This window comes from Arthrobacter sp. C2, assembly GCA_024207135.1.
GTDB lineage: Bacteria > Actinomycetota > Actinomycetes > Actinomycetales > Micrococcaceae > Paeniglutamicibacter.
In genome coordinates, this window is record CP042428.1 from 4286554 (window position 1) to 4300972 (window position 14419).

Below are 14419 nucleotides of genomic sequence, written 5' to 3' on the forward strand. Positions count from 1 at the left end.
GCATGGGCCCGGAAGAAGTGCAGGGGCCGGTGACGGTCAGCCGGTAGGGCCGACGGCCGCCGCCGGTTCGATGCGAGGTGCTAGGCCGTCTCGACCGTGATGGATTCGCCGTTGACGCTCACGGTGTCGCCGTTGCGGATCTGGGCGCCGCGGCGGGTTTCGATCTCGCCGTTGACCTTCACCAGGCCGTCTTCGATCATCTGCTTTGCGTGGAATCCGTCTTCGGCGAACGAGGCCAGCTTCAACAGCTGGCCCAGTCGGATCGATTCGTCGCGGATTTGGAGGTGGAATGCTTCGGATTTTGCCATGTATCCATCATGGCGCATGCGAGTCCATGACCTTGCACCCAAAAGGGGCCAAGGGCCCGCATTGTGCTGTGAACGACAAAATGCCCAGTCCCGACGCGCTTGCCAGTAAGTTTCAGTTGTAGGAAAAACGTCCCGAGGAGAACCGTGGCCCGACCCGAATCACACACGCACGCAGTCCCGCTCGGGCTGGCGGGTGCCGCGGGCCTGTTGATGCCCCTGCAGGCCTTGATCACCTCAAGTGCGGCCGGCTACCTGGGCGGCTACTTCGCCGCGGCGATGCTCAGTTCACTCACGTCACTGGTCTGCCTGGTGGTGGCCAGCCTCGCGCTGCCCGGAGCACGGGAAGGCTGGCGGCGGTTCGGGACGGTATGGCGCGATCGCCCGATCCCGCGCTGGTTCCTGCTGGCGGGACTGGTGGGCGCCTACTACATGGTTGCCCAGGCCGTCAGCGTGAACAACATCGGTTTGGCGCTCTTCGCCGTCGCGGTGGTCGGCGCCCGGACGTTGACCAGCATCGTCATCGACATGATCGGTTTCAGCCCGGCGGGAAAGCAACCCATCACCCGGATACGCATCCTGGGCGCTGCACTGTTGGTGATCGGTGCCGTGATTGCCTCCTGGGGGACGGCTGCACGCATTTCCGAATCGCCCTTGGCGTGGATCTCCTTGGTGGTCGCCCTCGGCGCCGGGATCCTGGTGAGCTTCCAGCAATCAATGAACGGCCGTGCCGGCAAGGCGTACGGGTCGACCACCACGGCCACGGCACTGAACTACCTTGCCTCCACCGCGGGCCTGCTTGTGGCCATGGTGACCCTGGCGGTACTTGACATCGAATCCTTCGGTTTCCAGATCGTGCCGCTGTGGTGGATGTACTTCGCCGGGCCCCTGGGAATCCTGTTTGTGGTCACCGGGGTAACCTTGGTGCCGAGGCTCGGGGCCCTGGTGCTTGGAATCGGGCTGGTCACGGGCCAGCTGGTGGGCTCCCTGGCGATGGACCTCTTGATCGCTCCCGAGAAAGTGGGAGGCAACGAAATCGTGGGAACCATCGTGACACTGCTCGCCGTCCTGGTCGCCTCCTGGCAACCCAACGGCAGGCCGCGATTGAGGACAGGAAATGCCACATGAATCCACCAGCAACAGCCACCCGGACCAACCAGCGTTCGCTGATGCCCCTGTACCTGGCGACGGCGGTGTTTGCCGGGCTCGCGATGCCGATCCAGAGCCGCATCAACGGAGCCCTGGGCGCCAAGCTCGGGGACCCTGTGGCAGCCTCGCTGGTCAGCTTCACCACCGGGCTCATCTTGTTGGTGGTCGCCTCGCTGGTTCTGCCGGGGCCACGGGCCGGGGCGCTGGCCATTCCGCGGGCCCTGCGGGAAAAGCGCTTCCCGCTCTGGTACCTGGCCGCCGGATGCGTCGGCGCGTTCGTGGTGATTTCCCAGACGCTCACCGTGCCGCTGGTCGGTGTCGCATTGTTCACGGTCTCCATCGTCACGGGCCAGACCCTGGGCTCCCTGCTGGTCGACAGCCTGGGCTTCGGGCCCGGGGGACGCCGGCGCATCAGCACCATCCGGGCGCTGGGTGCCATGTTGACCATTGCCGGGGTCATCTGGGCGGTCAGCCCGCGGATGGGGTCGGCCGGGGCCATCGCCACGTTGCTGGTGCCCATGGCCGTGCCCCTGGTGGTGGGCTTCCTCATGGGTTTCCAGGCCGCCATGAACGGCGTGCAGGCGCAGGCCTACGGAACGCCGGTGGCGGCGACACTGGTGAACTTCGTGGTCGGCGGGATCCTGCTGGCCATCCTGTTGCTGGTGCGCCTGCCGATCACGGGCCCCCCGGCGGCACTGCCGACCGAGTGGTGGTACTACCTCGGTGGTCCGCTGGGCTGCGTGTTCATCGGGCTTTCGGCGTTCCTGGTCAAGCACCTCGGGGTTCTTTTGACCGGGCTGGGAATGATCTGCGGGCAGCTTCTCGGTTCCCTGCTGATCGATGTGTTGGTGCCGGCCCCCGGCACCGTCATCGATGCCGCGACCATCGCCGGGACGCTGCTCACCCTGGCAGCGGTGTCGCTGGCCTCGATCCCCGGCAGCACGTTCCGGCGCCTGCGCAAATAGCGGCGCGGCAGGCTTCCCGGCACGGAGGCAGCCGCCGCACCCTCGCGGGGAAGATGGGGCATCTTCCCCATGCGCCAAGGTGTCCGGCGCTTCTACGCTTTGGATGGAACAGGAACATCCGAAGGACCAAGGAGCAGGACGCCATGGGCATTCTCCAGACCACCAGCGAGGCCGAAGCCGTCGGCGCAACCGCCGCAGCCTACGCCGCGGACCGCGCCGCGCTCGGCTACGTCCCGAGCCACACCAGGGTCCTGGCCCTGAACCCCGAGGCCTTCGAGGCGTGGAAGGCCCTGCAGTCCTCGATCGCCAAATCCATGGGCATGCGCCGCTACGAATTGGTGACCCTGGCCGCGGCGCTGGGCATCGGGTCCCGGCATTGCCGGCTGGCCCACGGGAACAAGGCCCTGAAATACATCGACGAGCAGGAACTGCTGGGAATCGCCAGGGACTACCGTTCCGCCGGCCTGGCCGAGGCAGAGGTCGCGATGATGGATTACGCCGTGAAGCTCAGCGGCGACTCGGCCGCCATGGACGAGTCGGACAGCCGGCGATTGCGCGACTTCGGCTTCACCGACCGGGAGATCGTTGACATCACGCTCGCGGCGGCGGCCAGAAACTACCTCAGCCGGATCCTGCAGGCACTGGCCGTGGACATCGATGTGCCCCCGCAACTCAGCGACGACATGCGCGGCGCCCTGCTGGACCCGATCGAGGCCCTGAGGACCTCAGCCGGCTGACAGCCCCCCGCGGTGGCGCCGGTTGGTCAGCGCGGTCCGTCCGGGGAGGAACGTCCCGTGCCGTGGCGGGTTGCCAGGCGAGCCAGGTCCAGGCGGTTGGCGGCGCCGGTCTTGCGCAGCATGTTTGAGATGTGCGAACTGACGGTCTTTTCGCTGATGACCAGGGACCGGGCGATTTCCCCATAGGTGCGCCCGGCCACGACGTAGCCGAGGATCTCCCGTTCACGCACCGTCAGCCCCGGCAAATCAAAGGATCCGCCCGATGCCTGCCCGATGCCCGGCAGGTAGGTGGCGATCCTGGCCCGGGCCGCGATCTCCAGCAGCGAATCCTGGATGGGACGTGCGTGAAGCTCCATGACCAGGGCGAGGCCGCGGCGAAGGAATGTAGCGGCCCGCCCATGGCCGGAGTGGCCGTGAAGCAGCAGCGCCTGCACCGCCCGCCAGCAGCAATAGGCCTCCTCCCAGCGCAGGGAACCCGATTGGCAGGCATCGGCGGCGGCGGTCCACTGCGCCGGGTTTCCGGCCTCCGATCGGGCGCGCCCGGTCTCCGCCCGGTAGAGCGACTCGAAGGCGTCGACCTGCACCGAGTAGTACGGGGTGTCGTTGCCCGATTCCCGCAACACGGAGGGGAACCGTGCCACCAGCTCGTCGGTGGACGCCAGCATGCCGGCCGTGCCGCCGCCTTCGTCGCGGGCGCCCTGGACCATGTCCGCCAGGGCGCGGGCCGCCAGCGGCACCAGCCACTCGCACATGGTCGGGGGCTGGCCCTCCTTGCCGGCCCCGGCCATGGCCGCGAGGTAGGCCGCCGCGGGGTCGCCCTCTGCCAGCAGCACCTCCGCGCGGACCGCGTCGAAGTCGAGGTTGTTGTACCCGGACTTGTGCGCGAACAATTCCTCCGCCCGGGCCAGGTGCGCCCGGGCCTCGTCCTGGCTGCCCTGCAGGGCAGCCAGGCGTGCGGCCGTCAGGCGGGCGGCGACATCGCCCAACGGGCCCGGATCCGCGCCCAGGGCCACGCGCAGCGCCTGCCCGCATTCGCGCCAGCGGCCGATCGAAAGATAGCTGCTGGCCTCGTCGGCGGCCATCTTCGACAGGTACACGTGCGGGGCGCCGAGCAGCGCCAGTTGTTGCCTGCCCGAGCGCATCAGGTCGGCAAACACCTGGCTGGTCCAGGCCTCGGTTGCGTTGGCTTGCCAGGTCGTGGCGTGGAGCAAGGCCCAGAAATCCCGGGCCCGCGCGGCCGCCCTGGCCCCCTGGGCGGCCAGCAATCGTGCCTCGTCGGGACGTTCCCCGAGCAGCGCGGCCATGGAATTGGCCGTCAGGGCGTAGGACAGGGCCCGCGGGTTTCCCGCCTCCCGGGCCACCTCCAGCGCCAGTGCTGCCTGCCTCGGTGCATCGGGATCGTCCTTCCACAGGCGCACATGGGCGAGCTCGGCCAAGGCATAGGCATATTGCCAGCTCTCGGGGAAGGCCTGTGCCAACTGGACAGCCTGCAGCAAGGCCTCGACCGAGAGGAATTCGAGCCCCGAGGAAAAACGAAGCAAGGCACGCCGCACCATCAACTCGGCGACGTCCAGTGGCCGCTTGGCGGGGTCCAGCTCCGCCAACAGGGCCTCCAACGCACCGAGTTCATCATCCATGGCCCCGGATGCCTCGGCAGCGGTGCGCAACCGATGCAGCAGTTCCTCGCGGCTTTCATCGACCTGCGGCAGCTCTCCGTGCAGGGCCAGCGCCCGATGCAGCAGGCGCAGGATCTCGTTTGACCCGCCGGCCGATCCCGCGGCCGCGGCTGCCCGCAGCGTCCAGCGGTAGGCCTCGCCGGCGTTCCCGGCATCGTAGTGGTGTTGGGCCAGGGCCGCCATGAATTCGAAGTCCGGGGCGGTTCCCTGGGCCAGCAGCCGTGCCCCGTACGCGGCGAACAGCGCGTGCCAGTCCCGGCGCTGCCCGCTTTCCAGGCCCTGTTCCAGGACCTCCGAGATCAACGGATGGTGGAACCACCAATGCGTCCCGTCCGGCCACCGCTCGGTGATCCCGGCCTCCGTCGTTTCCCGCAGGATGGCCGCGGCGTCGTGCCGTGTCCCGGCCTGCTGCGACAGGCCGGCCAGGTCCTGGGCTCGGATGGGCCGCCCGCCCACCGCCATGAGCTGGGTCAGCTGCCGCGCGCCAACGGACATGCCGCGCCAGGACCGCAGCACGGCGGACTGGAGGTCCTCAGGCAGCGTCCGGGGCAGGTGCCGCGCCTCGGGGCGTAGGCCGCTGACCATGAGCCGGTTGAGGTAGGCGTTGCCGGCGGTGCGTGAAAAGACCTCCTGCACCAGCGACTGGTGCGGCGCGGAACCCATGGCCTGGGCAATCTGGGCCCCGGTCGAGGTGCGGTCCAACGGCTCCAGCGCCACCCAGGAGATCCGCGGCATGCGCCGGATGTCGGCCAGCCAGCGCTGCAGCGGGTGCAGTTCCCCCAGTTCGCCGCTGCGCAGCGTGGCGAGGATCGCCAGGCGCCGGCCCGCGGGCCCGGCGATGAGGTACATCAGCGCATCCAGGGTGCCCTGGTCCGCCCACTGCAGGTCATCTACGACCAAGACCACCGGCCGTACCAGGCACAGCTCGGTCAACCAGTCATCGATTGCGACAACCACGTCGTTGGCCGCCCAGCCTCCTGGACCGAGACCGGGGGTCGGGATCCCCTCGAGAACCGGGCCACGCCGGAGGGCCGAGCGCAGCGGCAGGAACGGGACGGTCAACGAGGCCAGCGGCAGCGCGGCCCCGGCCAGGATCCACATCTCGGAGGATACCGCCGCGCAGGCATGCTGCACGAGAGCGGTTTTCCCGACACCGGGATCCCCGGAAACCACCAGGGTGCAGGCCGCACCGGATATCGCCGCCTCCAAGGACGCGCCGATGTCGTCGAGCTCCGTCGCCCTCCCCACTAGTTCCGGGCCCATCACCCCAAGTTCCAGTGCCACAAATCCAGTTTGCCACCATCGGGCCCCGAGGGAACCGTAATCTCAGGGGTTTGACCGGTTTTTTAAGGGGCCGTTCCCGATGCCCCCGAGTGGGTCCAGCGAGCAAGGTTGAGGTATCGGAATCACTGCACACGAAAGGCAAGTCCCATGTATTCCGCACGCAAGACAACACGGATCGCCGGCCTGGTCTTCGCCTCGCTGGCAGTGGCCCTCGCTGCTTCCTCCCCGGCCTATGCCAGGCTGGATCCCGGAGGACCAATCGTCGATGAACAAACTACGGTCAGCACCGTCACCACGGACACCTCGGCGTGTTCGCTGACACGGATCGGAATGCAACTGGTCCACTGCGACAGCCTGACCGGGGCCGGCGTCCAGGCCCCGTCCTGGGTCCCCGAGCGCTAGGCATCAACGACACCGGCTTGCCGGCCGGGCTTCGGCCCGGCCGGCAAACCCATGTCGGATCCGAGGCCCGCGTGGACCGCGGTGTCCTGCCGCCGGTGTCCTGCCGCCGGTGGCCGGCTCAGGGCCTGCCGTGCCCGGGCGCCCGGGCGGTTGCCTGGCCAGTGACAAGCCGGGAGAGTTCCTTGCGGTTTGCCGTGCCCGTTTTGCGCAGCATGCTCGACACGTGCGTGCTGACGGTCTTCTCGCTGATGTCCAATGCCCGGGCGATCTGGGCGTAGGTGGCACCGGAGACCACATGGCCAAGCAGCTGCCGTTCGCGCACGGTCAGGCCCGGCCATTGCACCGGGCCACCCGCAGGGGATCCCCGGACCGGTCCGAGCGTGGCGATCCCGGCCTGGGCGGCAATTTCCTTCAGCGAGGCGAGGAGCGGAAGCGCCTTGAGCCGCCCAGACAGCTCGAGTCCGCGGCGAAGGATTTCGGTGGCCATGGCGCGTTCGGTGCGGGCAGGCACCAGCAGGGCCTCCACGGCCCGCCAACAGGCATAGGCTTCCTCCCAGCACAGCGAGGTGTCCCGGAATGCATCGGCGGCCAGTACCCATTCCTCCGGGGTTCCGGTGCCGGAACGGGCACGGCCGATCTCGGCCCGATACAGCAGCGTGAAGGCCTCGAGCTGCCGGGTGTACAGCTCGGATTCGAAGGCCTCGTGCGGCAGCCGGGGAAAACGCCGCAGCAGGTCCTCAACGAGCGCCAACAGCCCATCGGTGGGCCGGTCCTCGTCCGTGGCCCGGTGGATCAGGTCGGCCAGCGCGCGGGCGGCCAGCGGCAGCTTCCATTCGTTCATGTTCCGGCCCATGCGTTCGGGGTTGGCGTTGCGCATGGCGGCCTCATAGGCCGCGCCGGGATTGCCCGCCGCCAGGTGGACCTCGGCACTGACGGGATCAAAGGGAAGATTCATGAACTCGGACTTCTGCGCCGAGATTTCCTCGGCACGGGCCAGGTGCGCTTCCGCCTCGTGTTGCCGGCCCTGCCACAGCGCCAGCCGGGCGGCCGTCAGCCTGACCCCGGCATCTCCCATGATCCCGGGGTCCGAACCCAGGGCCACGCGAAGCGCCGTGCCGCATTCCCTCCACCGGCCGATGGCCATGTAGCTGCTGGCCATGTATCCGGAGATCGTGGCGATGTACACGTGCGGGGCCCCCAACCCGGCCAGGGTCTGGCGCCCCGCCTCGAGGCAATCGATATAGGGCAGGCTGTCCCAGGCCTCCGTGGCGCTTGCCTGCCACATGATGGCGCTGAACAAGGCCCAGAAGTCCCGGGCGGGCGCCGCCGCCTCCACCGCCAGTCCCGAGAGCTCGCGGCACCGGGCCAGGTCCCCGGTGGCTATGGCGGCCATGGCGTTGGCGCTCAGGGCCGATGACAGGGCCCGGGAATTGCCCGGCCGCCGGGCGGCGGCCAGTGCCTCGGATGCATGGGCGGCACCGCGGGGTTCGTTGTTCCACAACTCGGCAGCGGCAAGCCCGGCCAGGGCCAGGGCATATTGCCAGCTGTCCGCATCCGCACCGGCCAGTTCGACGGCGCGCTGCATCCGGGCACGTGCCAGGAACTCCCGGCCGGTGGTGAAGCGCAGCTCGGCATCCCGCACCAGCAACTCGGCCAGCTCGAGCGGCCGCTGGCCGGGGTCGGTCTCCGCGGTCAAGGTTTCGATGGCTTCCAGCTCGTCTTCCATGGCCCCCGCGTTTGCCGCGGCGGCGCGCAAGGACTTGAGCAGCGCTTCACGTTCCTGCGGGTCGTGGCCGAGGCTTCCTTGGAGCTCCAAGGCGCGGCGCAGCAGGCGCACTTCACCGACCATTCCGCCGGTTTCGGTGGCGGCCGCTGCGGCGCGCAGGGTGCATGCGAAGGCGTCGGCGGTGTTCCCGGCAGCATCATGGTGGTGGGCCAAGGCGGCCAGGGTCTCGAAATCCGCGGGGGACCCGCGATCCAGCCGCCTGGCCTCGTGTGCCGCGAAAGCCGCGTGCAACCGCCGTCGATGTCCGTTCTCGAGCCGTTGTTCGAGGACTTCGGCGATGAGCGGATGGTGGAACCACCACAGGCTTCCGCCGGGTTCGCGGTCGGTGATTCCCGCGGCCGCCGCCTCGTCCAAGAGCGCCGGTGCCTCGCCGAGTGCCGCTGGTTGCTGTACCAGGTCATCCAGGTCCTCGGCGCGCATCGGATGCCCGCCGACGGCCATCACCTCGGTGAGCTCGCGCGTCTGGGGCGAAAGCGAATGCCAGGATCGCAGGACCGCCGCTCTCAGGTTCGCCGGCAGGCGTGGGGGCAGGTGCCGCGCGTCCGCCGGCAGACCGGAAACCATCAGCCGGTTCAGGTAGGGGTTCCCGGCCGTGTGCGAAAAAACCTCGCTGATCAAGGACCGGTGCGGTTCCGCGCCCAGCGCCTGGGCCAGCTGGGCCCCCGTCGCCGCGTAGTCCAGGGGCCCCAGCGGCAGCCAGGACACACGTGGCATGCTTCGGACATCCGCCAGCCAGCGCTGCAACGGGCGCTCGCCGCCGACAGCGCCGCTGCGCACGGTGGCGAGGATGGACAGTGGCCTGTCGCGGGGCCCCGCGATGAGATACCTCAGGGTGTCGAGGGTGGCCTCGTCGGCCCAATGCAGGTCATCGATCACCAGCACGACCGGTCGGGCCCGGCTGACCACCGACAGCCAATTGTCGATGGCCGCAATGGAATCATTTGTTGCCTGGCCGCCGGCTCCGAATACGGGCCGGGGGAAACCTTCCTCGAGACTGGCGCCGCGGAATGCTGTGCGCAGGGGAAGGAAGGGGAGGTTTACCGAAGCCAGGGGCAGGGACTCGCCCACCAGGACCAAGGCCGCTGGATCCGCCTTTGCGCAGGCATGCCTGACCAATGCGGTCTTTCCAACGCCAGGGTCCCCGGAAACCACCAGGGTGTCCGCCATATGGGCGACGGCGCTGTGCAGCGTGTCGCCAATGAGATCCAGTTCCAGGGAGCGACCCACGAGTTCCGGACCGCTCCATTCACGATCGGGGGCCATGTGGACAAGTGTCGCACCTGAGGCCCCCTCAGACGAGAGCGCCTGGAATCTGAGGGGGGTGGCCTCCTGATCTGGGGGTCAGGTTCCGATGCGGCCGCAATGTGCCCGGGAGCAGCGTTGAGGTATCGAATTCAGGAAATATGGAAGGTGGCATCATGTTTTTCCCGCACAAGGCGTCGGGGGTCACCGGCTTGGCCGCCAGCCTACTGTTTTTGACGGGTCTGGGCTCTCTATCCGCGATGGCAACGGCAGACCCAGCACCGACTGGGACGACGATCCAAGAGACAACCACGTACTTTTGCGTGCTGCCAGGGGTTGGGGGGCAAGTGGTTCGTTGTGTCTGTCCCGCCGGTGACGGCGTCGGTACTCCGCCGTGGCTGCATAAGCCTGAACAGGGCCTGGCCCATTTCCCGGTCCTTCCGGGCCACGGTGGAAAGACCCGGGTGTCCCGGACATGACTCGGTCCTTTTGGCGGGAATTTGCCGGGTGGCGGCGTCCGAGCGCAGTGCACATTCCGTGCGGCCTCGTGGGCACAGCGCTTTTCGGCGAACCACATGAACCCCCTGCTACTGTGCCATCGCACCCAAGTGAATTCCCGTTTGTGGACCGGCCCGATCTGGCGCCGACCACGACACGTTTCTTCCCCTTGGACAAGAAGCACTGGGCGTTTTATCTCATGGTCGCCATCACAGTTGTCTCGACCCTTTCGGGGTGCACCGCGGTGGTCAATGACGTGGACGTGGCCACCACCGAGCTGTCGTCCCGCCGCACGCCCCAGCCACCCGTTGCCATGCTTCCGCCGGCCGTCGCCACCCCCACCATGTCGGCTGCCCCGGATCCACAACAGGCATCGCGCAGCATCGAGGCGCTGCTGCGCTCCGGCGAACACCCGCTGGCCGGTGCCGTCCCGGGTTCCGAGCAGGTCCTGCTCAGTGTCGAACGTAACCGCGGCTTCTCCTTCGCCCTCCCTGCCCGGGCCAGGGGCGTGTACTTGTGGATCGCGGTGCGCTGCAGGCGTCCGGTTCCGCTGTCGCTGCTGGCCTTCGACGCCGCCGGCCGCACCACGCTCATGTACACGCCGGACCACTGCCCTGGGGCCGACTTGGTGGCCGGGCCCCTGGACACCACGGAAACCAGAGGCATCCTCACCATCCCGAACGGCTCCCCGTTGCATTTCACGCTGGTCTCCGGCCAACTCGCGAACGCCGATGACCGGGCAGGCACCCGTTGGCCGCGAAAATTCCTGCGGTGATGAACGGACATGAAGGATCTCGCCCGCGAGTCCGGCCCGGCGCGGCGTTCAGGTCCAGGACCACATCCCTTCCTTGCCCTGGCAGCCCGGCTGTGCTTGGTGTGCCTGGCCACCGGGTGCACCCCGCTCAACGTAGAGCCCCCGCCCACTGGTGAGCCCGGTCCACCGGTTACCGGGCCGTCCTTCATCCCCGAAACCCAGGTCTTGCCCGTGGTCCCTTCCCCGCACGAACCCGGCGGGGGCACCAGGCGCCCGACCCATGCAGAGCTCATTGCCCAAGGCAAGAGCCCGTTGCCCGGTGCCCTGCCTGGCAGCGAAAAGGTCCTGATGCACTTCCACGGCAAGGGCGAGGCCAGGATCGTGCTGCCGGCCCAACGTTCCGGCGCGCTGCTGTGGATCCTGGTCGGCTGCCGGAGCGAGGCGCCGTTGACCATCCGGTCGCTGAACCTCTACGGCGTCGTGGTGGCCCGCTACGATCTGGAGCCTTGCCGTGAGGCCGAGGGCGGCGGGGGCACCGAGGACGGCACCTCGACCCTGGTGGAGATCTGGACCAGCCCGGACGTGGAGTACGACCTGAGTGTCATTTCCTCGGAGCCACGCACCGGCAGGGGCGTGCCCGAACGATGAAAGGGCTGCCGGGGATTCCTTGCGGATCGGCCATGGCCGGTGCCGTATCGGCCGACGGCCATCGGTGCCCGGAGGGCAGGCTGCGGCGGAACGGTCCGGGCGGTGTTCCCCCCGTGTCGGATCGACGGCTGGCGCCGGAATGCCAAGGCAGGAAACCAGACAGCACCGAGGTGCGCCTGCTGCGCAGGATGGCGCACCGTGCGGCACCGCATTCAAGCGGTTTTTTCTCCGCCCCGAACCACCTGGAAGGTGCAAACAATACTCGCATTAAGGCATGGACATGCTACCGATCGTGGTCATCGCACGGATCGTCCTGTTCTGCCTGTTGTCGACAATATTGGGGCTCACTCGGAACCTGGACAAACGTGCACGTGACGTGCAGGGGAAGGACCCAGCAACGCATGAACCTCCTGGCCGAGGCAGCAATCGGGAGGTTCGGACGCCGCCGGTGCGGCGTGGATACGGGGTGCCGCGCATCATGCCCCGGGGCCGAGGCGGAAACTCGGACTTCACATGGCAAACGCGTTAGGCTTGGCGAGTATGTTTTCGCCCAACGGACCGCAACCAGCGGCCTCGTGAACCATTGGAGTTGTTATGGCGCCTCAGTCCAAGCTCGATCAAGTCATCTCCCTCGCCAAACGGCGCGGCTTCGTCTTCCAGGCCGGTGAAATCTACGGTGGCTCCCGCTCGGCATGGGACTACGGACCCCTGGGCACCGAGCTCAAGGAAAACATCAAGCGCGAGTGGTGGCAGACCTTCGTCCGCGGACGCGAGGACATGGTGGGACTGGATTCCTCCATCATCCTGCCCAAGGCCGTCTGGGAGGCCTCCGGCCACGTGGAGACCTTCACCGATCCGCTGGTCGAGTGCACCTCCTGCCACAAGCGCCACCGCGCGGACCACCTCCTCGAGGCCTTCGAGGTCAAGAAGAAGCGCAAGCCGGTCGACGGCATGAGCGAAATCGCCTGCCCCGACTGCGGCACCAAGGGCCAGTTCACCGAACCGCAGATGTTCTCCGGGTTGATGAAGACCTTCCTGGGCCCGGTCGACACCGCCGCCGGCATGGCCTACATGCGCCCGGAAACCGCCCAGGGCATCTTCGTGAACTTCAACAACGTGCTCACCGCGTCCCGCAAGAAGCCGCCGTTCGGCATCGGCCAGATCGGCAAGGCCTTCCGCAACGAGATCACCCCGGGCAACTTCATCTTCCGCACCCGCGAGTTCGAGCAGATGGAAATCGAGTTCTTCACCGCACCCGAGGACGCCCCGGCGTTCTTCGACAAGTGGGTCGAGGACTGCTGGGCCTGGTTCCTGGACCTGGGCATCAACGAGGAAAACCTGCGCCGCTTCGACGTCCCCGAGGACGAGCGCGCCCACTACTCCGAGGCCACCATCGACTTCGAGTACCGCTTCGGCTTCCAGGGCTCGGAGTGGGGCGAGCTCATGGGCGTCGCCAACCGCACCGACTACGACCTGTCCAGCCACTCCAAGGCCTCGGGCACCGAGCTGTCCTACTTCAATCAGGCCACCGGCGAGCGTTTCACCCCGTACGTGATCGAGCCGTCCTTCGGCCTGACCCGTTCGATGATGGCCTTCCTGGTCGACGCCTATGTCGAGGACGAAGCCCCGAACGCCAAGGGCGGGGTGGACAAGCGCACCGTGCTCAAGCTCGATCCTCGCCTGGCCCCGGTCAAGGCCGCGGTGCTGCCGCTCTCGCGCAACGAGGACCTGTCCCCGAAGGCCAAGGCGCTGGCCGCCGAGCTGCGGAAGTCCTGGAACATCGACTTCGACGACGCCGGCGCCATTGGCCGCCGCTACCGCCGCCAGGACGAGATCGGCACGCCGTTCTGCATCACCGTGGACTTCGACACCCTCGAGGACCAGGCCGTGACCATCCGCGACCGCGACACCATGACCCAGGAACGCGTGGCATTGGACAAGGTGCGCACCTACCTGTCCGAGCGCCTCAACGGAGCCTAGGGCCATGTCGACACTCGAGTACCGGCCCTGGGCGGACGGGGACGATCTGGCGCTGCTGGAGATCTTCGGCGACCCGGCTTCCCCGCACGCCCACCAGGACCGGACGATGTTCCGCAAGGATTCGGATGCGCCCTTCAGCCGCGCGCTGGTGGCCACCGACCAGGGCATCGCGGTGGCCGCGGGCGTGGTGTTCGCCTCGACGCTGCATCCGCAGCGGCTGTGGCTGTATGTGGAGGTTGCGCGGGAGCACCGCCGCACCGGCGTGGGCACCGAGCTGGTGGCGCGCCTTCGGGCGTTGGTCCCGGCCGGGCAAAGCGCCGAGCTGAAGGCCCGCTACACCGTGACCGCGGGAACCGATGCGGGAGCCGCGGCCGGGTTCTGCGCGTCGCTGGGCATGAAGCAGATCCAGGTGGCCCGCGACGTGGTCGTCGAGCCCGGCGGCCTGGCGCTGCCGCACTTCGACGACGACGGGCTGACCCTGGAGGACATCGGAACCGGCAGCGTCGAGCTCACCAAGCTGGTGATCGGGTTCTACAACTCGATCCACGCGTGGGATCCGGCGAACATGACCCTGGGCAGCGCGCAGAAGATGCTGCTCGATGACGCCACCGGTGCCCAGGGCGTGATCGTGTTCCGCGACAAGCCCAAGGCCCAGGGCGGGAAGATCCTGTCCTTCGCCATCAGCTACACCCCGGCGCGCGCCGATGCGCCCGCCGACGTGCTGCTGGGCTGGAACCCGGAACTCGGCCAGGACGAATCGGCCGAGCCGATCCGCGGGATGCTGGCCATGCTGGCCCACCAGTACCCGGTGAAGCTGGAGGTCGACGGTTCCATGGTCGTGCTCTCCTCGCTGATCGACATCCTGGTCGCGGCCAAGCACGCCACGGTCACCGCCACCACGCACATCGTGGCGACCGCGTAGTTTCACCTGCAACGCCGATGGCGTCGGATGCTTCCCCTGCTCGGGGAGTGTTCGGCGCCGTTGGCGTTTTC

Annotated in this window: 10 protein-coding genes and 1 pseudogene; 8 read left to right on the top strand and 3 right to left on the bottom strand. The window is 68.1% G+C overall.

Translation table 11 applies throughout. The features are described from left to right. Positions 1–80 precede the first annotated feature (80 nt). Entirely contained in the window at positions 81–308 is a 228-nt protein-coding gene (locus FPY90_RS19585; protein WP_071215594.1) for an RNA-binding S4 domain-containing protein, read from the bottom strand. A 210-nt stretch (positions 309–518) separates the two neighbouring features. Here FPY90_RS19585 and FPY90_RS19590 point away from each other — a divergent pair. The 3 genes and pseudogenes from FPY90_RS19590 to FPY90_RS19600 all read left to right on the top strand — a co-directional run. Beyond that, positions 519–1316 (top strand): annotated as a pseudogene (locus tag FPY90_RS19590) (DMT family transporter); the annotation flags it as partial. 113 nt (positions 1317–1429) lie between these two features. Next, a complete protein-coding gene (locus FPY90_RS19595; RefSeq protein ID WP_498682904.1) occupies positions 1430–2419 on the top strand; it encodes a DMT family transporter in 990 nt (329 codons plus the stop codon). A 143-nt stretch (positions 2420–2562) separates the two neighbouring features. Then, the gene (locus tag FPY90_RS19600) at positions 2563–3156 is read left to right on the top strand and encodes a carboxymuconolactone decarboxylase family protein (protein ID WP_498682905.1); all 594 of its coding nucleotides are present in this window, start codon (positions 2563–2565) and stop codon (positions 3154–3156) included. 26 nt (positions 3157–3182) lie between these two features. On the opposite strand, the gene FPY90_RS19605 is transcribed toward FPY90_RS19600, so the two are convergent. After that, positions 3183–6116: a helix-turn-helix transcriptional regulator gene (locus FPY90_RS19605; protein WP_498682906.1), complete on the bottom strand. Its 2934-nt coding sequence runs from the start codon at positions 6114–6116 to the stop codon at positions 3183–3185. Positions 6117–6263: 147 nt separating this feature from the next. On the opposite strand from FPY90_RS19605, the gene FPY90_RS19610 reads away from it, so the two are divergent. Beyond that, positions 6264–6518, top strand: coding sequence for a hypothetical protein (locus tag FPY90_RS19610; RefSeq protein ID WP_071215597.1), 255 nt, complete (start codon positions 6264–6266; stop codon positions 6516–6518). A 118-nt stretch (positions 6519–6636) separates the two neighbouring features. Here FPY90_RS19610 and FPY90_RS19615 read toward each other — a convergent pair whose 3' ends face one another. Beyond that, positions 6637–9567, bottom strand: a complete 2931-nt coding sequence (locus tag FPY90_RS19615; protein ID WP_498682907.1) for a helix-turn-helix transcriptional regulator — start codon at positions 9565–9567, stop codon at positions 6637–6639. 676 nt (positions 9568–10243) lie between these two features. Here FPY90_RS19615 and FPY90_RS19620 point away from each other — a divergent pair. The 4 genes from FPY90_RS19620 to FPY90_RS19635 all read left to right on the top strand — a co-directional run bounded on the left by FPY90_RS19620 (position 10244) and on the right by FPY90_RS19635 (position 14348). Next, positions 10244–10819, top strand: coding sequence for a hypothetical protein (locus FPY90_RS19620; RefSeq protein WP_498682908.1), 576 nt, complete (start codon positions 10244–10246; stop codon positions 10817–10819). A gap of 210 nt (positions 10820–11029) precedes the next feature. Further along, positions 11030–11446, top strand: a complete 417-nt coding sequence (locus tag FPY90_RS19625; protein ID WP_498682910.1) for a hypothetical protein — start codon at positions 11030–11032, stop codon at positions 11444–11446. A gap of 594 nt (positions 11447–12040) precedes the next feature. Beyond that, positions 12041–13426: a glycine--tRNA ligase gene (locus FPY90_RS19630; protein ID WP_498682912.1), complete on the top strand. Its 1386-nt coding sequence runs from the start codon at positions 12041–12043 to the stop codon at positions 13424–13426. A 4-nt stretch (positions 13427–13430) separates the two neighbouring features. Continuing rightward, positions 13431–14348 carry a GNAT family N-acetyltransferase gene (locus tag FPY90_RS19635; RefSeq protein WP_498682914.1) on the top strand — a complete coding sequence of 306 codons (918 nt, stop codon included), beginning with the start codon at positions 13431–13433 and terminating at the stop codon, positions 14346–14348. Positions 14349–14419 lie beyond the last annotated feature (71 nt).